Consider the following 23,446-nt stretch of genomic DNA (forward strand, 5'->3'; position numbering starts at 1 on the left):
ACTTTTGGGAAATAAATCGTCAGTCAAGCTTGAGTACTGCTCTTTATGCTTCTATAGGTAGAGGATATGGATATAGTGGTCAAGGTTATGGAAATAGTGATGAGTTCGGTGTAAGTAATCGTAACTTATGGTATGGTACTACAAATGGTGAACTAAATAACTACTTCCGTAATGATGATGGTACCTTTGCTTATGATCAGGTTTATGATTACAATAAAGCGAGTGAAAAGGGATCTTATATGGCTATGTCTAAGTCTAAAAACTCTCACAACTGGTATGGTCTATTATCAACTTATACAACTAAGTTCAAAGAAAAATTTGATTTCTATGGTGGTATAGATATCCGATATTATAAAGGTGTTCATACAAACGAATTAATCGACTTGTATGGTGGAGAATATTTCTTAGATGAAAATCGTGCAAACGTAAAGCCTATTGAAAATGCGGCAGCTACCGATCCTACATTTAAGTTCAAAAAACTTCAACCAGGAGATGTAATATACCGTGATTATGATGGTCATGTAATGCAAGAAGGTGTTTTTGCTCAAGTAGAATATAATACTGATAAATTAAGTGCATTTGTATCTGGCTCTCTTTCAAATACAGGATATTGGAGATATGATCGATTCTATTATGATAAAGATCATGCAAAATCAGATACTAAGAACTATTTAGGAGGAACTGTTAAAGGGGGTGTGAATTATAATATTGACGAACACCACAATGTATTTGCTAATATTGGATATATCAGCCGTGCACCTTATTTCTCAGGTGGTGCATTCTTACAATCTACTACAAGTAATGCTACTAACCCTGATGCTTTAAATGAAAAAGTATTCTCTTTTGAGTTGGGTTATGGTTTCCGTTCTTCTTTTTTAGCAGCTAATGTGAACTTATATCACACGGATTGGAAAGATAAAACAATGACTCGTTCTCTTTCTATAACTAACTCTGATCGTGTGGAAATTGATAGAGCATCTATCAATATGTCTGGAGTTAATGCTCGTCACCAAGGTGTTGAGCTAGACTTTACTGCAAAACCTATTTATTGGTTAGATATAACAGGTATGTTCTCTATTGGTAATTGGAGATGGAATAGTGATCCTAAAGGATATTTCTATAATTCACAAGGTCAGCCTATTAAAGACTTAAATGGTGGTATCGCTGATGGTATTGGATCTGAAAATCATATGTGGAGTAAGCTTGAGTTGAAAGATGTTAAAGTGGGCGGATCTGCTCAAACAACTGGAGCTTTAGGAGCTACATTTAAACCTTCAAAAGCTTTAAGAATAGGTGTAGATTATCTATTCTATGGTAGAAACTATGCAGACTGGAACTTAAAATCTAATGATATAACTTCAAATAGTACAACTTCATTTAAATCTCCATGGAGAATTCCTTCTGCTGGTATCTGGGACTTAAACTCTAGTTATCGTTTCAAAATCGGTAATGTTGCAGCTATTATATCAGGTAATGTGAATAATATATTTAATCAAGAATATATTACTGATGCTACAGATGGTGGAGGAACATGGGAACAAGCTTATGGAGTATTCTATGGCTTCGGTCGTACATACAATGTTAGACTTAAGTTAAACTTCTAATCAAGATCATTATGAGAAAAAATATATTAGGCATTTTTGCAGCTGCTTTGCTTTTAGTAGGCTGTGATTATAACGACAAACATTTTGATGGTTTGGACGACTTAGTTCAACCGTATGACAAGGTAGGGATAGCATACACTTTATCTGCAGATGATTATAAAGCTATTGCTGATAACAAAGACAATCAAGCGATAGCCAAAGCTAAAGATGATGCAGCTTCTGCAGAAACAGGTGAAGAAGTCAAAGTAAATGCTGACGCATTAGCAGCTCTAACTACCAAAAAAGCATTTAATGAAATAATAACTGTTGAAGAATATGCCCCAGCTTTTATTAGTAAAAAATGGGATTATAAAGATGAGTCAACAGAATTAATGCTTACTTATAATATAGAAGAGAAAGTTCCAGAATACTTGGAAGGCTTATCTAATGCTGAAGAATATACTGTTACTTTGAATAATTATGAGACTGTGTGGGGAGATACAGGTATTGAGTATTTTACTCCTAAAAAACCTCTTAAAAATTATGCTAATGACATTTTGGTAGAGGCTTTCCCTGAAGCTACAAAAGATGCAGTTGTTCTAGTAAACTTCAATTTTAATACAACAGAACCAGGCTCTGCTGGAAAAGACCCAATTATCTTCTCAGAAGATTTTGAGGAATTGGAAGGGGAAGTTACTTGGTTTGAACAAAACACAGTAGGTGATAGAAAGTGGCAAGTAAAAGAATATAGCAATAATAAATACCTGCAATATTCAGCTTTTAAATCGGGTGCAAAAGAACAAAACTATTTAGTTACTCCTGCTATAAATGTAAAAGAAGGTGCTAAGTTTTCTTTTGACGTAAACGTGGGTAACTTTAATGGAAAAGTATTAACTGTTTTTGTTTCAGATGACTTTAAGGATGATGTGACAAAAGCTAAATGGGTGGAGATTACTTCATCTTTTACTATCCCTGAACCTGAGAAAGGATACTCGAATTTCCAACCAGCTGGTACTTATGATTTAAAAGGATATGTAGGAAAGAAAGTTTCTATTGCTTTTGTATATACGGGTGATGGCACTGATGGTTCTGTTGGACCAACAACTACTGTTCAAATAGACAATGTGCTTGTTTCTACTGAAGCTACAAAAGCTGCAACAAGAGCGGTAACACGAGCTGCTGATGATGGTATACAGCGTTTAGCTCATGTTTATAAATTAGGCGGCACTGATTGGTATCATAATGATAAAACACTTGGATTGAATCAAGATGATTATGCTTTAATGGGCATTAAAGAGTTTGATAAAGATCATGCTCCTGAAGAATATCTTCCAAAACTATTGGATAGAAAAGTTCCATTTTATGAGGATGGCAAGACTTTAACCGTTCTTTATAAATTTGATAAAAAGCTTTTAGCTTCTGATTATGTTTATAATAAAGAAGGTGATAGTTGGGCACCAGTGTCTTATTCTGTTGAAGAATCAAAACAGTTTGTTTACTCAAAAGGTGAATGGAAATTTAATCCTAGTAGAAATATCAATTTACCAGCAGAAAAAGGTAATGTAGAAGTTTCTAAATTCTATCAAACAATTGTTGATTGGGTTTGGGAAAATATAGATAAGAAAGAATTAGGCTTAACAGATGCAGATAAAAAAGAAGGTAAAGGATATATGACCAAATATGGTAATAATGAATACTACTTTGGTGCATCTGGATTCCAAAACAACATGGACTTTAGATTTAGTAAATTTAGAGAACAATATGCTGCAGGATATCCTGATATGGATGATGCTAAAATAAAAGATGTTGTATTTAAGAGAGTTCCTGAAGCATTTAAAATAGCTTTAACAGCTCTATATTCTGATGCTAAACCAGCAGAGGGAATGGAAGTTGTATATACAGTTAATTTTGGAGGTTATGATGGTACTAATCTCTTCTATACAATTCAGTTCGAAGTTGTTGGAAATGGACAATTTGAATATATTGAAAATTCATTTCAACAAGTGAAATAGATTTATTCTATTATAATTATAGGTTAAGAAAAGGGCAAATGATCATTTGCCCTTTTTTTATGTTATATATCATATCGATTCAATTTTTTCAGCACTGTTAAAATTTAGGAGTGTCTTAATTATTTGTTAATTTTGCTAGTAGTTTTAACTGACTAAACACTCAATGATATGAAGAAAACTATTTTAAGTGTAGTACTGCTCAGTGCTATGTTATCGCCTTCACAGGCACAAAAAAAAGGAGGAGGCATTACTCCTGATATGCTTACAAAAATGGAGCAATCCTATAAAAATGATGCAACCGACAAAGCTTTGCGAAATGCTTTAAATGCTACAAGTATTGATAACTTGGCGCGTAGTACTGAAGCAACTCCTGTTGATGGACATTTTGCTATTCAAGTTAAATCTAAGGGTATAACAAATCAACGATCCTCTGGGCGTTGTTGGTTATTTACTGGTTTAAATGTAATGCGTTCTCAAGCAATTGAGAAATATGACATGGGAGAATTTCAATTTTCTCAGGTTTATGGATTCTTTTGGGATCAGCTGGAAAAATCAAACTTATTCCTTCAAGGAGTAATCGATACTCGTGATAAAGCTATTGATGATCAGATGGTTCAATGGCTGTTTAAGAGCCCTATTAATGATGGTGGTACCTTTGCAGGTGTAGCTGATGCTGCCAATAAATATGGACTTGTCCCAATTGAAGCAATGCCTGAAACTTACACAAGTGTTAAGACTAGTAATGTGAATAAAATCTTGAAATACAAGCTTAGAGATTTTGGTATTCAGTTGCGTAAAGCATCAGAAAAAGGTGAGTCATTAAACAAACTTAATGGCTTGAAAACTGAAATGTTAGGTGAGGTATATCGTATTTTAGCTTTAGTCTATGGAAACCCTCCAAAAGAATTTACATGGGTGCGTAGAGATGCTAAAGGAAATCCTGTAGCAACTGAAAACCATACACCTATGACCTTTATGGAGAAATATGGAGATAATAAAATTATCAACGATTATGTGATGTTGATGAATGATCCAAGTCGTCCATATTATGAGCTTTTTGAAATTGATTTCGATCGTCATCAATATGATGGACAAAACTGGAAATATATCAATCTGCCGATGGATGAAATTAAAAAAATAGCTGTAGCTGGTCTGAAAGACAATAAAATGATGTATTTCTCTAGTGATGTAGGTAAATACTTTGACCGTCAAACAGGTATTAATGATCTTAAGCTATATGATTATGAATCACTTCTAGGAATCACCATGAAGATGGATAAAAAAGAAAGAATTGAATCTTATGAAAGTGGTTCAGCACATGCTATGACTCTTTGTGGAGTTGATTTTAATGAAAAAGGAGAAACAACAAAGTGGTTAGTTGAAAACAGCTGGGGTGCAGACAGCGGTCATAAAGGTTTTGTAATAATGACAGATGATTGGTTTAATGAGTATATGTTCCGCTTGGTTGTAGAGCCTAAATATGTACCCGAAAAAATATTGAATATATTGAAGAAAAAACCTTCTTTATTACCAGCCTGGGATCCAATGTTTGCTCCTGAAATGTAAATAAAAAGAAATAGAAGCATCAAATTCTTATACTTTAACGACTTAATAGACTGTTATTGTGTTGTATTTATGCTGTTGGCTGAAAAATGTATAGTGGTATATTAACAAATTCAGCCAAAACAATCAAAATATTTTAATTAATTGCGAAAAGCAGAACATTTAAGGAATTATCTCCTTAAAACGTTCTGCTTTTCCTCTTTATTCAGAGTTTAATTTATTACTTTTGCTATCAAATAAACAAAATCATTATTTGTAATAACATGGCAAATGTAATAAAGTTACGTAAAGGCCTCGATATCTCTCTTAAAGGTAAAGCTGAAGAGGTGTTATTTACTGTTGAAGAACCAGGACTTATTGGTCTCGTACCTGACGACTTCCCAGGAGTTACACCTAAAATCGTTGTTAGACCCGATCAAGAGGTAAAGGCTGGGACTCCCTTGTTTATTGACAAGAAAAATCCCGAAGTGAAGTTTGTTTCACCCGTTAGTGGTGTAGTTACTGCTGTAGAGCGTGGGGCTCGTCGAAAAGTATTGAACATAACCGTTCGTCCTTCGAGTGCTCAAGAATATGTAGACTTTGGTAAAAAGGATGTTGCTAAACTCTCTGCAGAAGAGATTAAGTCAACTATGCTTGCATCAGGTCTTTTTGGTTTTATTAAAGAACGTCCTTATGACGTAGTTGCTAATCCCAATAGTAAACCCAGAGCGATATTCGTTTCAGGCTTTGATAGCAACCCTTTAGCTGGAAATTTTGAATTTAAGCTTAAAGGTGATGAAGAAAACTTCCAAACTGGTTTAGATGTTCTTTCTAAATTAGCTAAAACCTATCTTTCAATTAGCATTAATCAAACTTCTCCTGCTTTAACTCAAGCAAAAAATGTTGAGATCAATGTTTTTGATGGTCCTCATCCTGCAGGAAATGTAGGAGTTCAAATTAATCACATTGCTCCAGTTAGCAAAGGTGAAGTAGTTTGGACTGTAAGTGCAGAAGCTGTTATTTTTATGGGACGCTTATTTAATACCGGCAAAGTTGATTTTACTCGTACGGTAGCATTTGTAGGTTCTGAAGTAAAGAAACCAGCTTATTGTAAATTACAATTGGGTACTCAATTGACAAACCTCTTTAAAGGAAAAGTAAACGACGATAAAAAACTACGCTATATTAGTGGTAGTGTCCTTACAGGAAGACATATTGCAGCTGATGGTTTTTTAGGTGCAACAGATTCAATTGTAACAGTTATCCCAGAAGGTGATGATGTTCACGAATTATTTGGTTGGATTATGCCTAGAACAGATCAATTTAGTGTTAGCCATTCTTACTTCAGTTGGTTACAAGGAAAGAAAGAATACACTCTTGATGCTCGTATCAAAGGTGGAAAACGTCATATGATTTTCTCCAATGAGTATGATAAAGTTCTACCTATGGATATTTTCCCAGAATACTTAATTAAAGCTATTCTTGCAGGAGATATTGATCGTATGGAGCAATTGGGTATTTATGAAGTAGCCCCAGAAGACTTTGCTCTTTGTGAATTCGTATGTTCTTCTAAAATGGAATTACAGAAGATTGTACGTAATGGCTTAGACATGCTTAGAGCAGAAATGTGTTAATATTAAAAATCAATATAAATAAATGAAAGCGTTAAGAAATTATCTAGATAAGATAAAACCACACTTTGAAGAGGGTGGTAAACTCCACGCATTCCATTCTCTATTTGACGGATTTGAAACATTCATATTCGTTCCAAATAGTACTTCGACATCAGGAACTCATATCCATGATATGGCTGATAGTAAACGTTTGATGTCGTTTGTTGTGATTGCGTTGATTCCAGCTCTTTTATTCGGAATGTATAACGTAGGTTATCAACATTTTATTCACGCAGTAGGCGAGACTGGTTCTTTCTGGGAAATGTTTGGTTATGGTTTCCTAGCCGTTCTTCCCAAAATTATAGTTTCATATGTTGTAGGTTTAGGTATTGAGTTTGCTATAGCTCAATGGAAAAAAGAAGAAGTGAACGAAGGTTTCCTTGTTTCTGGTATCCTTATTCCTATGATTGTTCCTGTTGACTGTCCTTTATGGATGCTAGCTGTTGCTACAGCATTCTCAGTGATTTTTGCTAAAGAAATCTTTGGCGGTACAGGTATGAACGTATTTAATGTAGCTTTAGTAACTCGTGCATTCCTATTCTTTGCTTACCCTACAAAAATGTCGGGTGATGCAGTATGGGTATCATCAGATAGTATTTTTGGCCTTGGTCAAACTGTTGATGGTTTAACTGTAGCTACTCCATTGGGTATAGCTTCTACAGCAGCCGCAGATCAACTACCTGCATTTGATATCAATATGGTAACTGGTTTAATTCCCGGTTCTATTGCAGAAACAAGTGTAATTGCTATTCTAATAGGAGCAGCCATCTTACTAATTACAGGTGTTGCTAGCTGGAAAGTTATGTTCTCAGTGTTTGTTGGAGGTGCATTTATGGGCGTTATTTTCAATCAATTTGGTCCAGATACAGCTATGGCTCACATGCCTTGGTATCAACATTTAGCTTTAGGTGGATTCTGCTTTGGTGCTGTTTTTATGGCTACCGATCCAGTGACCTCAGCTCGTACCGAAACAGGTAAATATATATTTGGATTCCTAATAGGTGTTATGGCTATTGTGATCCGTGTATTAAACCCTGGTTATCCAGAAGGTATGATGCTTGCTATTTTATTAATGAATATTTTTGCCCCATTGATTGACTATTATGTTGTTCAATCGAACATCAATCGTCGTGAAAAACGTGCAATAAACTCTAACAATTAATTAAAACCGAAAGAAAGATGAATACAAATAGTAATACATATACTATCATTTATGCTTCGGTAATGGTTGTTATCGTTGCGTTTCTCTTAGCGTTTGTGTCTGAATCTCTTAAGAGTACACAAAAGAAGAATGAGGATTTTGATAAAATGAAGCAGATTCTTAGTGCCTTGAATATTGACGCAAGTAAAGCAGAAAATATCCAAGCAGAATTTGATAAATATGTTAAAGCTGATCAAATAATTAATTCTGATGCAGCTGTAGTAAAAGAAGATGGTGGATTCAGCATTGATATGAAAGCTGAATTAGCTAAGGACTTAAAAGATCGTCAGTTACCTCTTTATATTTGTGAAGTGAATGGTGAAACAAAATACATTTTACCAATGTCGGGTAATGGTCTGTGGAATATCCTTTGGGGTTATGTAGCATTAAATGATGATAAGAACACTATATATGGTGTTTTCTTTGATCATGCAGGAGAAACTCCTGGTTTAGGTGCTGAAATAGCTACACCAATGTTCCAGAATCATTTCAAAGACAAAATCATAATGAAAGATGGTTCTGTTGTGCTTAGTGTAGTTAAGAACGGTAAAGTACAACATGATGAATATGAAGTAGATGGTATTACTGGTGGTACAATTACATCACAAGGTGTAGATAAGATGATTAAAACCAGTCTTGGCCAATACAAAACATTTTTAACAAAATAAGGAGGTATAGAATATGAGTCAATTATTTTCTAAAAAGAATAGAGATATATTCTCAGCTCCGTTAGGTATAGATAACCCAGTAACAGTTCAAGTTCTTGGTATCTGTTCTGCATTAGCTGTTACATCTAAATTAGAACCAGCTATTGTAATGGGGCTGTCAGTTACTATTATTGTAGCTTTTGCTAACGTAATTATTTCTTTAATCCGTAAAACGATTCCTAATCGTATTCGTATTATTGTTCAGTTGGTAGTCGTAGCTGCTCTTGTAACTGTAGTAAGTGAGATATTGAAAGCTTATGCTTATGATGTAAGTAAGCAGCTATCAGTATATATTGGTTTGATTATTACCAATTGTATCTTAATGGGGCGTTTGGAAGCATTTGCAATGGCAAATGGTCCTTGGGAGTCATTCCTAGATGGTATGGGTAATGGATTAGGCTATGCTAAAATTTTGGTTATTGTAGGTTTCTTCCGTGAACTATTAGGTTCTGGTGAACTATTAGGCTTTAGAGTAATCCCTCAATCATTCTATGATATGGGATATATGAATAATGGTTTAATGGTAATGCCTCCAATGGCGCTAGTTCTTTGTGCTTGTATTATCTGGTACCAAAGAAGTAGACATAAAGAGTTACAAGAAAAATAATATGAATATTTAGCTGTAGTCTTGGCTATGGTTTAAATTCTGAAAAATTATGGATTATCTAAGTTTATTTGTAAAATCGATATTTGTCGATAACATGATCTTCGCTTACTTCTTAGGGATGTGTTCATACCTAGCTGTATCGAAGAACGTTAAGACAGCATTAGGACTTGGTATCGCAGTAACATTCGTGTTAGTTGTAACTTTACCAATTAACTATTTGCTTGAAAACTATATATTGAAAGCTGATGTACTTGTAGAAGGAGTAGATTTGAGCTTCTTAAGCTTTATTCTATTTATTGCTGTAATTGCAGGTATAGTGCAGTTAGTGGAGATGGTTATTGAACGATTCAGTCCTTCGCTGTATGCTTCTCTAGGTATCTTTTTACCCTTAATTGCTGTAAACTGTGCCATTATGGGAGGTTCTTTGTTTATGCAACAAAGAGAATTTGTTAACGTAGGTGAGGCTACTGTATATGCATTAGGTTCAGGTATTGGCTGGTTATTAGCTATTGTTGGCTTGGCAGCTATTCGTGAAAAAATGACTTTCTCTGATGTTCCAGCTCCATTAAGAGGTCTTGGAATTACATTTATTACTGTGGGACTAATGGCTATGGCCTTTATGTGTTTCTCAGGTTTAAAAATTTAATTGATAAAAGAATAATACAATGACAGCTTTACCTTTAATAGTAACGAGTATTGTAGTTTTCCTAGCGGTTATTTTACTGCTCGTTATCATATTGCTAGTTGCAAAAAAATATTTATCTCCATCGGGTAAGGTAAAAGTCCTTATTAATGGAAAGAAAGAATTGGATACTGAACCAGGGAGTTCTCTCCTAGGAACATTAGCATCAAATGATATTTTCTTATCATCTGCTTGCGGTGGAAAAGGTTCATGTGGACAGTGTACTTGCCAAGTCTTAGAAGGCGGTGGTGAGATTTTGCCAACTGAAAAAGTTCACTTTTCTCGTAAAGAACAAAATGCTAAATGGCGTTTGGGTTGCCAAGTGAAAGTGAAAGAGGATATGAAGATTCAGATTGCTGAATCAGTACTAGGTGTTAAGAAGTGGGAATGTGAAGTGGTTTCTAACCGCAACGTTGCTACTTTTATTAAAGAGTTTGTAGTGAAATTACCTGCTGGTGAACATATGGATTTCGTACCAGGTAGTTATGCTCAGATTGATATTCCTAAGTATAACCTCAAGTATGCAGATTTCCAAATTGATAAAAACTTCCATTCTGATTGGGATAAATTCAAGATGTGGGATTTGAACTGTAAGAATGATGAAGAAACCATTCGTGCTTACTCTATGGCTAACTATCCTGCCGAAGGAGATGTGATTACACTGAACGTACGTATTGCAACACCTCCTTTTGATCGTAAGAACGGTGGATTTATGAAAGTAAATCCTGGTATTGCTTCTTCATATATCTTCTCACTTAAACCAGGTGATAAGGTTATGATGAGTGGTCCTTATGGTGATTTCCATCCTATCCTTTCTACGAAGAATGAAATGCTTTATATTGGTGGTGGTGCTGGTATGGCTCCATTACGTGCACACTTGCTTCACTTGCTAAAAACATTGAAGATCACAGACCGTAAGATTTCTTATTGGTATGGTGCTCGTTCAAAAGCCGAAATTTTCTATGAAGAAGATTTCCGTGAACTAGAAAAGCAATACCCTAATTTCTCATTCCATATCGCTTTAAGTGCTCCACTTCCAGAAGATAATTGGGATGGTCCAGTAGGTTTCATTCATCAGGTTATTTATGATAATTACTTGAAAGATCATGAAGCACCAGAAGATATTGAATACTACATGTGTGGTCCTGGTCCTATGAGTAAAGCAGTAGAAAAGATGCTTTATGACCTAGGTGTACCAAGAGAAAACTTATTATTTGACGATTTCGGAGGTTAATAGACAACCTTTTCGATATACTTATTTGGAAACGGCAGCTCGTGAGAGTTGCCGTTTTTGTATATATGCGAATTTGAAACGAAAATATACGACGAGAAGAGGAGCGAATGTAAACAGAGATATAAAGGTATGGTTTAGAGATTTGTGTTGCAACAAGAATAGCGATAGAAACTTGTTTGTATATCGGTAGCGTTCTGTACTAAGCTTTATTACCATCGTAGCTTTGATAAGTCGATGTTATGGGGATATACTATTATTGGGGGAGAGGTAGTGTAATAAATTATACTCTTTTACTGAGGTTAATGCGTTTTTGCTATAGAGATAGAATGTAATATTATTGAATGCTTTATTTTTGTTTAAATACTTTCTGTTTTTCTGCAATCTGTCAAATCGAGATTAATAAAAAGGATATTTTAGATAGGTGTTATCTATTTATATACACCTATTATGCTGCTTTTCATTAGTTTTACCTTGTATTTTAGGGTGTTTTTCTCGATAATTTATCAAAACATGCGTTTTTGTGTCTTTTATTTAGCAAAATGTCAATAAAAGTGTGGTGAGGACGTATTTTCCCATTTACCTACAAAATAATAGTGTTAGATGCAAAGATAAATAGCGTATTATCTTAATAAAGAATAGATTTTTTTTACTTTTTTTTAACTAGTTATCAAAATAAAAGTTAGATTTGTATTAGGTCTAAGGGCTGATAGTATGACACTTACTATCATATTGATAGCTAATAATAAAAAACAGAATAAAAGGTTATCATAATAGACTTAAATAAACTTTAAATACACTATTTGCTATGAACACGAAAACAATTGTCACTGGGGTAATCGGTGCAGACGCACATGCCGTAGGTAACAAAATTATCGCTTTTGCACTTGATGAGGCTGGATTCAAGGTTGTAAATCTTGGCGTAATGGTTTCCCAAGAAGAATACATTGAAGCAGCTCTTGAAACTAACGCAGATGCGATTCTAGTATCCTCTCTTTATGGTCACGGTGAAATTGACTGTCAAGGTCTACGTGAAAAATGTGATGAAGCTGGCTTAAAAGGAATTCCTTTATTAGCAGGCGGTAATCTTGTGGTGGGAAAACAAAATTTCGAAGACGTTGCTCAACGTTTTGAGAAAATGGGCTTTAATCAAGTTTACCCTCCAGGTACACCTATTGAAACTACTATTGCAGATTTAAAGAAAATCTTAAAAATGAAATAAAATGAAGTACCTAACTATCGACTTTGGTAGCACTTATACAAAGCTAACTGCAATCGATGGTAATCAGGCTGAGATATTAGGTACAGCATCTTCTTTTACGACAATTGAAACAGATGTAATGGTCGGTTTCAATAAAGCTCTACAAAAACTAGAATCAAAAATAGGAGAGTTTAAATATGATAAACTCTTATGTTGTAGTAGCGCTGCTGGTGGATTAAAAATGGTTGCTCTAGGACTAGTTCCAGAATTGACCGCAAAGGCTGCAAAAATGGCTGCTGCTAGTGCAGGTGCAAAAGTTGTAAAAACCTATGCTTACGAAATATCTAAATTTGAGCAAGATGAGATAGCACAAATAAAGCCCGACTTAGTTCTTCTTTGTGGTGGTACCGATGGAGGAAATAAAGAGGTTATTATAGCAAATGCTAAGCGTTTAGCTCAGATCCCTGAAAAGTTTGCAGTAATCGTTGCAGGAAATAAAAGCGCTTCTTATGATTTAGAGGAAGTATTTAAAAATGCTGATAAACCCTATGTCATTACAGAAAACGTAATGCCTGAGTTTAATAAGTTGAATATTGATCCCGCAAAGCAATGTATCAAAGACTTATTTATTAGTCGTATTATTGATGCTAAAGGATTAAGTAAAGCTCAAGCACTAACTCCTTATAAAATTATCCCAACCCCATTAGCTGTATTAAATGGTTGTGAATTATTAAGTAAGGGAACTCTTAAAACATCTGGAGTAGGAGATTTACTAGCTGTAGATATAGGAGGTGCTACAACAGATATTTATTCCATGTCAAAGGGACATCCGACAATGGATAGCGTAATGTACAAGGGCTTACCCGAACCTTATAATAAAAGAACAGTTGAAGGAGATTTGGGGATGCGTTACAGTCTTGCTGCATTACTAGATGAGGTTAATTTAGATTTACTCGAAATGCAATCGGGGATCAAAGCCCAAGAATATAAAGATTGGGTTGCTAAATGTACTTCTAATCCAGATTTATTAGCTGAAGAAAATAGTCAAGAGCAAAAGATAGAAGAAAACTTAGCTCGTATGGCTGTAGATATCGCAGTGGAAAGACATGCTGGAATTTATGCTCAAGCTTTTACTCCTATGGGAGAAGTTTTTACTCTAGTAGGTAAAGATTTAGCTGAAGTTCCTTATGTTATTGGTATTGGTGGGGTTATTGTTAATAGTAAATCACCCACGCATATATTAGAAGGAGCTAAAGCAAAACCTATGGATTATGTTCATCCCAAACCAAAAAATCCAAGCTATATGCTGGATCAAAAATATATTTTTGGAGCAATGGGATTGCTTTCAGCAGTAGATCCAGAATTGGCTCTTTCATTATTAAAAAAAGAAATTATAAAAATCACCGATAAAGAAACTAATACACATGAAAATCACAAATAAAAAGCTATCTAATGATGATTTCTTTGCAGAACGTAAAGAAGTCTTGAATCAATGGCCTACGGGTAAAAATATTGATTTTGACGAAGCAGTTGCTTATCAAAAAACAATTCCAGATTCAAAAAGATTTGGTACTAAACTTCAAAAAGCTACAGCTGAAGGAATAACATTAGTTCAACCACGTGCTGGTGTAGCACTTTATGAAAAACACATTGAACTTCTTCAATATCTAGAAAATGAAGGAGGAGCAGATTTACTACCTTCAACTATCGATAGTTATACTCGTTTAAATAGATATCATGAAGCAGAAGTAGGTATCGAAAAGAGTATTGAAACTGGTCGTTCTATGTTAAATGGTTTTCCTGTTGTAAACTATGGACAAGAAATTTGTCGTAAGGTGACATCAGTAATGAAGAGTCCAGTTCAGGTACGTCATGGTACTCCTGATGCTCGTCTATTAACAGAGATTTCTATTGCAGGTGGTTTTACTTCATATGAGGGTGGAGGTATATCTTATAACATACCTTATTCTAAAGATTATTCTCTTGAAAAAACGATTGCTCACTGGCAATATACCGACCGTCTATGTGGGTTGTATGAAGAAGCAGGTGTTTCTATCAATCGTGAACCATTTGGCCCACTTACTGGTACTTTGATTCCTGCTTGTATTTCTAATGCTGTAGCTGTAATTGAAACCTTATTGGCAGCAGAGCAAGGAGTGAAAGATATCACTGTAGGTTATGGACAATGTGGTAACTTAATTCAAGACGTAGCAGCTATTCGTGCTCTTCGTGAGGTAACTAATAAATACTTAAAGAAATTTGGTTACAAGGACGTGAAGATTACTACTGTATTCCACCAATGGATGGGTGGTTTCCCTCAAGATGAATCTAAAGCATTTGGTGTAATATCTTGGGGTTCTGCAACTGCAGCCTTAGCAAAAGCATCAAAAGTTATTGTTAAAACACCTCATGAAGCTGTGGGTGTGCCAACAAAAGAAGCAAATGCTGCAGGTTTGAGAGCTACTAAGCAAGTTATATCCATGTTACGCGACCAAGATTTTACAGAAATACCAGCAGTGGTAAAAGAGTGCAATATCATTGAAGCAGAAATGAAATGTATCCTTGATAAAGTTGAAGAACTAGGTAAAGGTGATTTCGCCCTTGGTACTATTGCAGCATTTGAAGCAGGTGTATTAGATATTCCTTTTGCTCCTAGCCGTTACAATGCTGGTAAAGTAATGCCTGCTCGTGATAATGATGGAGCAATCCGTATTTTAGAGTTGGGTAACCTTCCTTTCACTCAAGAGCTTAGAGACTTCCATAGAGGTAAGCTTGAAGAGAGAGCTAAATTTGAGAACAGACCTGTCAATTTCCAAATGGTTATTGATGACGTGTATGCCATCGGTAAAGGATTCTTGGTAGGACGTCCAAAAATATAATAACTAATCAATAAAACGACAACACTTTTAAAACTAGTACTATGAAAATTAAAAAAGTTATATGTGCCCCAGGTAAAACAGGTTTTTACTTTGACGACCAAAAAGCAATTAAACAAGGTGCTAAAAATGATGGAGCATTTTATTTAGGTGAGCCTGTAACTCCAGGTTTTACATCAGTTCGTCAAGCTGGTGAGTCAATTTCAGTACTATTCATACTTGAAAACGGAGCTATTGCTCATGGTGATTGTGCAGCTGTACAATACTCAGGAGCAGGTGGTAGAGATCCTCTTTTCTTAGCAGAAAACTTTATTCCTCTAATTGAAAAAGAGATTGCACCACTTTACGAAGGCAAGGACATCACAACATTCAAAGAAATGGCAGATAGAGTAGATAAAACAACAAGTCCATCTACTGGTAAAAAATACCACACTGCTATTCGTTATGGTGTTACTCAAGCATGTTTGGATGCAGTAGCTAAGAGCAAAACAAAATTAATGGCTCAAGTAATTGCCGATGAATACGGAGTAACTATCTCTGATAAAATGATTCCTATTTTCTCTCAATCAGGAGATGATCGCTATCTTAACGTGGACAAAATGATTATTAAAGGTGTTGACGTATTGCCACATGCTTTATTTAATCATGTTGAAACTAAAGTAGGCTTCAAGGGAGAAAAAATTAAAGAATACTTGACTTGGTTGAAAGATAGAATCGTAACTCACAAACCTTATGATTCTTATAAACCTGCAATTCATATTGACGTTTATGGAACTTTAAGTATTGTATTTAATAACGATCTAGAAAAAATTGCAAACTATATTGGTGAATTAGCTGAAATAGTTGCTCCATTCGAACTTCGTGTTGAAGGTCCAGTTGATATGGATGGTAAAGTAGATCAAATCAAGGCGTTAAGTACTCTTCGTAAATTGTTAGATGATCACAAGACTCCTGCTAAAATTGTAGCAGACGAATGGTGTAATACTTTGGAAGATATCAAAGACTTTACATTAGCTAAAGCTGGTCATATGATCCAAATTAAAACTCCAGACTTAGGTGGTATCAATAATGCTATCGAAGCTGTAATCTTCTGTAACAAAGAAGGTGTTGATGCTTATTTGGGTGGTACTTGTAACGAAACAAACCGTTCTTCAGAAGTTTGTGCAAACATTGCTATGGCAACATCTCCTATCCAATACCTTGCAAAACCAGGTATGGGTGTTGACGAAGGCTATATGATTGTATTCAATGAAATGAGTAGAATCTTAGCACTTAAAAACAAACTTTAATTTGTAAACCTTTAAAAATAGATACTTATGAAAGAGTTGAGAATTCTATCTACAACCGCTATATTAGGCTATGGGTTCCCCATAGAATCATTCCAAGCAGGAATGGAACGTAAACCAGATGTTATTGCTGTGGACGCAGGTTCTACAGACCCAGGTCCTTATTATTTAGGTGCTGGTATATCATTTACAGATCCTAATGCTGTAAAGCGTGATTTGGAAATAATGATACCTGCAGGGCTTGAAAATAAAGTACCTGTAATCATTGGTTCGGCTGGTGGTTCTGGAGGAAGACCTCACGTAGAGTTAACTTTAAATATAATCAAGGAGATTGCTAAAGAAAAAAAGTTAAACTTTAAATTGGCAATTATTCAATCAGAGTTTGATAAAGATTTTATCAAAGCTGAATTGAAAAAAGGAAATGTAACTCCTTTGGCTCCTGCAAAACCAATTACAGAAAAAGATGTTGATGAATCGGTTCGTATCGTAGCTCAAATGGGTGAAGAACCATTTATCAAAGCTCTAGAAAGTGGTGCAGATGTTATATTAGCTGGTCGTTCTTATGACCCTTCTGTTTTTGCTTCTCTAGCTGTGAAAAACGGTTTTGATAAGGGCTTAGCTCTTCACTTAGGAAAGATCCTTGAGTGTGCAGCAATTACTTGTTTGCCAGGTAGTGGTAGCGATTGTATGTTTGGTTATTTACGTGAAGACGGCTTTATTCTTGAGCCATTGTCTCCTCTACGTAAATGTACTACTCTGTCGGTAGCTGCTCATACGCTATATGAAAAAACTAATCCATATATCCTTCCTGGTCCAGGGGGTGCTCTAAACTTACATGATACTAAATTTACTCAGGTAGATGATAATAAGGTACATGTAGCAGGTACAAAATTCGTTCCTACAGATGAGTATTTTGTAAAACTTGAAGGTGTTCGTAAGGTAGGTTATCGTACTATCTCTTGTGCTGCAATTAAAGACCCAATCATGATTAGCAAGATAGATGATATCGTTGTTAATGTGAAGAAGAGAGTTGAAGATAACTTTAAGCATTATGGCATGAAGTTCTTCTTAGATTTTAAAATCTATGGTAAGAATGGTGTTATGTCTATGTTTAAGGGTATTGAAGGTGAGACAGGTGATGAATTACTAATTATTATTGAGGCTGTTGCTGATACTCAACAACATGCTGATACGATTTGTGGCTTTGCAAGAAGTACTATGCTTCACTATGGTTATGAAGGACGTATTTCTACTGCTGGTAACTTGGCTTTCCCATTCTCACCATCAGATTGTCACGTGGGTGAAGTGTTCGAATTTAATGTTTATCACTTATTAAAAGTGGCAGACCCTGTATCGCTATTCCCAATCGAATACATTAATTTTTAAATAAGGAGGAGAAATTATGGAATATAAGTTAATGGATGTGGCTTCAGTAATTCGTAGTAAGAATTCAGGCCCATATGAACTCACTTTCGATATCATTTTTAAAGATTTCGATATGTACAATAAGGCTAAAGAGGCTCAGATAATGAATAAAAAAGTTTTTGCTCCTCTTTATAATATCCCTGAATCAGATATTATTAGTCTTGTATATTTTGATCCAGCTAAGGCTATCAAAATAACTATTGTTCGTCCTATTCCATCAGGATCACTTGGTGAAACTGATGTTTATGGAGCTCAACAACATGCTCCTTTAATGAAGTTTCAGTTTAAACTATAATAAAGTATGCGAAATCTCTTACAAGAATATTCGGTCTCTTCGCAGTATTATGCTCCCAGAGGCAAGGAGAGGCTAATCTTCTTGGGGGAACAAATTGCGCATCAACATTTACACTATAACGATAAATTAATCGGAATAGTAGGAGATGCTGGTTCTGGAAAATCATCCCTTATCAAAGGGCTGTTTCCAGGACTGGAACTCTCTAATGATGATGATGTCATGAATCCGCGCAAAATAATGCAGGCTAGAAACCCCTTTGAAGATCTAACGGATGCATCAACTTATCATATTGACGTGCGCTTTCAAATGGCATTCGTTCAGATGCACGAAATCGTTGATTTCGTTAAAAGGGTTTTAGCTCAAAACCGCAGGGTAATCATAGAACATTTCAATCTATTATATCCCGCTTTAGGAATGAATGCTGATATTATTGTGGGCATTGGGGAAGAGATTATTGTTACTCGTCCTAGTGTTTTTGGTCCGCTACCTGAAAGCATTTATACCATTGTTCATCAATCTCAGAAGTATCGTAAGATGGCTCACTCAGCTGAGGAACTTACTATGCTAGTGTTGGAAGATGAAATGGGTGTCTTTACTGATTTCTATTACAGTTCGGATGTGCGTTGTGGATTCTTATTACGTTTTTACAATGAAATAGATCTCGACTTTAATTATCTAGCTGATCGTATTCATGAGTTAATTGCTATGAATCTTCCTATAGCCTATTATGATGAAGAACACATCAAAGTAGGTGAAAGGGTTCTTCCTTGTGATGGAGCTCGTATTCATGTGCGCAATACATCGGAAATAGAAGATTTCTATCTAGTGCGAAAGTTTATTTACGACTCTAAAACTAAAACATATTGTTTAGTAGGGTTAATAGGCGATGTTGATAGTGATCTTTCCAATCGCAATACCATTCACTTTTTTAAACGAAGTAATAACGATTAATCTATATGAGACAAATAAATGTATCTCAAGTTACCGACTTGGTAGAAAAGCTTTGTATTGAAGCCAACACAGTATTGGCTGCTGATATTAAAAGCTGTCTGAAGATGCGTGCTCAAAAAGAGGAATCTCCATTGGGAAGAGGTATTCTAAATACCTTGATAGAAAATGCTGAGATTGCTAAAGCTGAGTGCAGTCCGATGTGCCAAGATACAGGTATGACTGTAGTATTTGTTACTATGGGACAAGATGTTCAGCTAGTTGGAGGCTTTTTAGAAGATGCCATCAATCAAGGTGTTCGTCAAGGTTATACCAAGGGATATCTGAGAAAATCTGTTGTTAAAGATCCATTGGATCGTGTAAATACTAAAGATAATACACCAGCAGTGATTCACTATGAATTAGTACCTGGTGATACTTTCAAGATAACAGTTGCTCCAAAAGGTTTTGGTAGCGAAAATAAGAGTCAGTTAAAGATGCTTGTACCGAGCCAAGGTATTGAAGGAGTAAAAGATTTTATTCTTCAAGTAGTTTCTGAAGCAGGAGCTAATCCTTGTCCACCTATCATTGTAGGTGTAGGTATTGGTGGTACTTTAGAGAGATGTGCTTATTTGAGCAAAAAAGCTTTATTACGCCCTGTTGGTTCAAAGAATGAAAACCCCATGCTGAATGATTTGGAGGAAGAACTTCTTGAGAAAATTAATAAATTAGGTATCGGACCTGCTGGATTTGGTGGAACTACCACAGCGATGGCCGTACATATATTAACTAACGCTACGCATATAGCAGGTCTTCCTGTTTCTGTAAATATTGGTTGCCATGCTACGCGTCATGCTGATGGAGCACTATAGGAGGGGAGTATGGAAGAAAGAATTGAATTAACAACGCCTTTGACAGATAAAGATGTATCTAAGCTTAAAGCAGGAGATATGGCTTACCTTTCAGGTGTAATTTATACAGCAAGAGATGCTGCTCATCAACGTTTATGTGATGATTTGGATGCTGGTAAACCTATGCCTTTCGATTTTGAAGGTTCTGTAGTTTATTATGCGGGTCCATGTCCAGCAAAACCTGGTAAACCTATCGGATCTGTAGGACCAACAACTGGTGGAAGAATGGATAAATTCTCTCCCCAATTGATTGAAGAAGGTCTTCGATTTATGGTAGGAAAAGGTTTGAGAGATGAAAACGTTATTGAAAGTATAGTTCAACATAAAGGGCTATATTTTGCTGCCATTGGTGGTGCTGCTGCTTTAATGGCAAAATGTGTTCAAGAGGCAGAAGTTATCGCTTATGATGACTTAGGTCCAGAAGCCATTAGAAAACTAGTGGTAAAGGACTTGCCTGTTATTGTTGCTATCGATAGTCTCGGCGAAAACTATTACGAGAAAGGTCGAGCAACATATGCTAAGTAGTTTAAAGTAAATTAATGTACATCAGTACATTAGAAGGGAGTAATTACCAGTCCTAATTACTCCCTTTTTTTATGCTCAAAAATCAATTATAAAAATATTTAACAAGGGCGAGAGTCTTTCGATTTGTGTTTTTCGTATCTTTGTAGTACTTATGAATAAAGATATTATAAAGCAAGCTATGCAGGAGTTAGGCATCGATGAGCTTACTCCTTTACAGCAAAAGACTATCAATCTGGCTATTGATAAACGTGATTTAATTGTTTTATCGCCTACTGGTTCAGGTAAAACATTGGCTTATTTACTTCCTTTACTTTTGAACTTGAAAGAGAATAAGCCTAAAAAGATATCTACGCTTATCCTTGTCCCTTCTCGTGAATTAGCTCAGCAGGTCAATAGAGTGTTCTCTTCTTTGAAATCGGGATTTAACTCTGTTTGTGCCTATGGTGGTCATTCTATTCAAGAGGAAAAAAACAGCTTGCTGACTGGTAGCCCTCATGTTCTAGTGGGTACTCCTGGTCGTATCCTCGATCATATGAACAGAGGGAATGTAGATGTTTCCGACATTGAATTATTGATTATAGATGAGTTTGATAAATCTCTAGAACTGGGTTTCCATGAAGATATGGCTGAGATAATTCATCTTCTACCTGCCTTGAAACGTCGATTTCTACTCTCTGCCACCGATGCTAAAGAAATACCTCAGTTTACTGGAGTAGGAAGAGTTGCACGTTTAGATTTTCTGGATGAGAAGGATGAGCTAGCGAGTCGTATTCAACTGATGCAGGTGCATTCTCCAGGAAAAGATAAACTAGAGACGCTTTTTAAACTTTTATGTACCATTGGGGCAGAATCTTCAATCGTATTTTGTAATCATCGTGAGTCTGTCGATCGTATTCACCAATATCTTGAAAAGAATAAAATTGCTTCCGTTCCTTTTCATGGAGGGCTAGAGCAAGATATGCGCGAAAGTGGATTGTTTAAGTTTAGTAACGGATCAGCTTATACGTTAATAGCGACAGATCTTGCTGCACGAGGACTTGATATCCCCGAAGTAGAACATGTAATTCACTATCACTTACCACTCAATGAAGAAGCTTTTACCCATAGAAATGGGAGAACAGCACGTTGGCAGGCAGAAGGTACTTCGTATGTGATTTTACATGAAGAAGAAATTCTTCCTGAATTTATCAAAGAAGAAGTTCCTACCTATGAATTTCAACAGTCTATTCCTGCCCCAGCAGAGTCAGAATGGGTTACTCTCTACGTGGGTAAAGGAAAAAAAGATAAAGTAAATGTAATTGATATTGTCGGCTTCATGCACAAGACAGGGCGTCTGACTAAAGGGGATGTTGGTAAAATAATGGTTAAAGACCATTTTTCTTATGTTGCTGTTCAGCGTAAAAAAGTAAAACAACTCTTACAATTGATTCGGAATGAAAAGATTAAGGGGATGAAAACGATCTTCCAAGAGGCGTATTAATTGAATATCTATACAAAATATATAAGGTTGGTAAATTATCATTATGATATTTACTAACCTTTTTTGAAATCAAAACGTTATTAATATAAGTGTTTGTGTGTAAAAAATGAGTTAATTATTTGAAATAGACTTATCTTTTACTACATTCGTGATTTAATCTATCTTTAGATAGATAATAAGAATACAAAAATTAGAAGAATAAAATGGTAAAGCACAATTTCTATGCAGGCCCTTCTATTTTACCTCGTGAAGTAATAGAAGCAACAGCAGAAGCTGTATTAAATTTGAATGGTTCCGGATTATCAGTCCTTGAAATCAGTCATCGATCGAAGGATTTTCAAGCTGTAATAGATGAAGCGCGTTCGTTATTCCATGAATTGCTATCCATTCCGAAAGGCTATACTGTTTTATTTTTGGGTGGTGGTGCTAGTATGGAATTCTGTCGAGTTCCATTTAATTTTTTAAAGAAGAAAGCAGCTTACTTAGATACTGGTGTTTGGGCTCACAAAGCCATCAAAGAAGCAAAAGCTTTTGGCGAAGTGGATATTACAGCCTCTTCAGAGGATAAAAAGTATAGCTATTTGCCCAAGAATTTCAAAATACCTGCTGATGCAGATTATTTGCATTTCACTACAAATAATACAGTCTATGGAACAGAATACTTTGAGGATTTTGATTCTCCCATACCTTTGGTAGCAGATATGTCATCAGATATTTTTTCTAGACCGATAGATGTATCCAAGTATATTTGTATTTATGGTGGTGCTCAAAAGAATTTAGCTCCTTCAGGTTTATCTTTTGTAATTGTGAAAGACGATGCTTTGGAAAAAGTAGATCGTTATATTCCTACTATGTTGAATTATAAAGTGCATGTAGATAAGGAATCTATGTTTAATACACCTCCCGTATTGCCTATTTATTCGGCATTAATGACATTGCGCTGGATCAAAAAACAAGGTGGAGTAAAAGTGATGGAACAAAGAGCAATAGATCGTGCTCATCTTCTTTATGGTGAAATAGATCGCAACTCTATGTTCGAGGGTACTGTAGCTCATGAAGATCGTTCACGTATGAATGTTCGCTTTGTTTTAAAACCAGAATATCAATCTCTTGAAGGTGAGTTCTTGAAATTTGCTGATGAGAGAGGAATAGTAGGTATCAAAGGTCACCGTATTACGGGTGGGTTTAGAGCTTCTCTTTATAATGCAATGCCTATGAGTAGTGTACAAGTACTTGTAGATTGTATGAAGGAGTTCGAGAAGCTGAATAGTTAATTAAGGAA

The 23,446-nt window shown here is 35.5% G+C and carries 19 protein-coding genes and 1 pseudogene; all 20 read left to right on the forward strand.

Features of this window, described 5'->3' with window-relative positions; genetic code table 11:
- On the forward strand, positions 1-1,604 hold a 1,604-nt coding region (locus K8V80_RS04675; RefSeq protein ID WP_276775778.1), incomplete at its 5' end, for a TonB-dependent receptor domain-containing protein.
- An 11-nt stretch (positions 1,605-1,615) separates the two neighbouring features.
- The gene (locus K8V80_RS04680; protein ID WP_276775779.1) at positions 1,616-3,595 is read left to right on the forward strand and encodes a choice-of-anchor J domain-containing protein; all 1,980 of its coding nucleotides are present in this window, start codon (positions 1,616-1,618) and stop codon (positions 3,593-3,595) included.
- 168 nt (positions 3,596-3,763) lie between these two features.
- Positions 3,764-5,161, forward strand: coding sequence for a C1 family peptidase (locus K8V80_RS04685; RefSeq protein WP_276775780.1), 1,398 nt, complete (start codon positions 3,764-3,766; stop codon positions 5,159-5,161).
- Between the two features lie 166 nt (positions 5,162-5,327).
- Positions 5,328-6,771 (forward strand): annotated as a pseudogene (locus tag K8V80_RS04690) (Na(+)-translocating NADH-quinone reductase subunit A).
- Positions 6,772-6,793: 22 nt separating this feature from the next.
- Complete coding sequence (locus tag K8V80_RS04695; protein ID WP_276775781.1) at positions 6,794-7,972, forward strand: NADH:ubiquinone reductase (Na(+)-transporting) subunit B; 1,179 nt, start codon at positions 6,794-6,796, stop codon at positions 7,970-7,972.
- Positions 7,973-7,989: 17 nt separating this feature from the next.
- Positions 7,990-8,679 carry an NADH:ubiquinone reductase (Na(+)-transporting) subunit C gene (gene nqrC / locus K8V80_RS04700; protein ID WP_006744484.1) on the forward strand — a complete coding sequence of 230 codons (690 nt, stop codon included), beginning with the start codon at positions 7,990-7,992 and terminating at the stop codon, positions 8,677-8,679.
- A 13-nt stretch (positions 8,680-8,692) separates the two neighbouring features.
- Complete coding sequence (locus tag K8V80_RS04705) at positions 8,693-9,325, forward strand: NADH:ubiquinone reductase (Na(+)-transporting) subunit D (RefSeq protein ID WP_006744485.1); 633 nt, start codon at positions 8,693-8,695, stop codon at positions 9,323-9,325.
- Between the two features lie 49 nt (positions 9,326-9,374).
- Positions 9,375-9,971, forward strand: a complete 597-nt coding sequence (nqrE, locus tag K8V80_RS04710; RefSeq protein WP_006744486.1) for an NADH:ubiquinone reductase (Na(+)-transporting) subunit E — start codon at positions 9,375-9,377, stop codon at positions 9,969-9,971.
- A 19-nt stretch (positions 9,972-9,990) separates the two neighbouring features.
- On the forward strand, positions 9,991-11,241 hold the full coding sequence (nqrF, locus tag K8V80_RS04715) for an NADH:ubiquinone reductase (Na(+)-transporting) subunit F (protein ID WP_006744487.1): 1,251 nt from the start codon (positions 9,991-9,993) through the stop codon (positions 11,239-11,241).
- A gap of 805 nt (positions 11,242-12,046) precedes the next feature.
- The gene (gene glmS / locus K8V80_RS04720; protein ID WP_006744488.1) at positions 12,047-12,460 is read left to right on the forward strand and encodes a methylaspartate mutase subunit S; all 414 of its coding nucleotides are present in this window, start codon (positions 12,047-12,049) and stop codon (positions 12,458-12,460) included.
- A gap of 1 nt (position 12,461) precedes the next feature.
- The gene (glmL, locus tag K8V80_RS04725; protein WP_006744489.1) at positions 12,462-13,880 is read left to right on the forward strand and encodes a methylaspartate mutase accessory protein GlmL; all 1,419 of its coding nucleotides are present in this window, start codon (positions 12,462-12,464) and stop codon (positions 13,878-13,880) included.
- Positions 13,864-15,318, forward strand: a complete 1,455-nt coding sequence (locus tag K8V80_RS04730; RefSeq protein WP_276775782.1) for a methylaspartate mutase subunit E — start codon at positions 13,864-13,866, stop codon at positions 15,316-15,318. The genes glmL and K8V80_RS04730 overlap by 17 nt, the downstream gene beginning before the upstream one ends.
- A gap of 41 nt (positions 15,319-15,359) precedes the next feature.
- Positions 15,360-16,604 (forward strand): methylaspartate ammonia-lyase, encoded by a 1,245-nt coding sequence (locus K8V80_RS04735; RefSeq protein ID WP_006744491.1) that lies wholly within the window; start codon positions 15,360-15,362, stop codon positions 16,602-16,604.
- Between the two features lie 27 nt (positions 16,605-16,631).
- Positions 16,632-17,987: an acyclic terpene utilization AtuA family protein gene (locus K8V80_RS04740; protein ID WP_276775784.1), complete on the forward strand. Its 1,356-nt coding sequence runs from the start codon at positions 16,632-16,634 to the stop codon at positions 17,985-17,987.
- Positions 17,988-18,003: 16 nt separating this feature from the next.
- Positions 18,004-18,321, forward strand: a complete 318-nt coding sequence (locus K8V80_RS04745) for a DUF4387 domain-containing protein (protein WP_006744493.1) — start codon at positions 18,004-18,006, stop codon at positions 18,319-18,321.
- Between the two features lie 6 nt (positions 18,322-18,327).
- Complete coding sequence (locus K8V80_RS04750; protein ID WP_276775785.1) at positions 18,328-19,272, forward strand: alanine-tRNA synthetase second additional domain-containing protein; 945 nt, start codon at positions 18,328-18,330, stop codon at positions 19,270-19,272.
- Positions 19,273-19,277: 5 nt separating this feature from the next.
- Entirely contained in the window at positions 19,278-20,120 is an 843-nt protein-coding gene (locus K8V80_RS04755; protein WP_006744495.1) for a fumarate hydratase, read from the forward strand.
- A gap of 9 nt (positions 20,121-20,129) precedes the next feature.
- Positions 20,130-20,684 (forward strand): Fe-S-containing hydro-lyase, encoded by a 555-nt coding sequence (locus K8V80_RS04760; protein ID WP_006744496.1) that lies wholly within the window; start codon positions 20,130-20,132, stop codon positions 20,682-20,684.
- A 151-nt stretch (positions 20,685-20,835) separates the two neighbouring features.
- Entirely contained in the window at positions 20,836-22,164 is a 1,329-nt protein-coding gene (locus K8V80_RS04765; protein ID WP_276775788.1) for a DEAD/DEAH box helicase, read from the forward strand.
- 203 nt (positions 22,165-22,367) lie between these two features.
- Complete coding sequence (gene serC, locus K8V80_RS04770; protein ID WP_276775790.1) at positions 22,368-23,438, forward strand: 3-phosphoserine/phosphohydroxythreonine transaminase; 1,071 nt, start codon at positions 22,368-22,370, stop codon at positions 23,436-23,438.
- The last annotated feature ends 8 nt before the right edge of the window (positions 23,439-23,446 follow it).

Source organism: Bacteroides coprosuis (genome assembly GCF_020741705.1).
GTDB lineage: Bacteria > Bacteroidota > Bacteroidia > Bacteroidales > Bacteroidaceae > Bacteroides_E > Bacteroides_E coprosuis.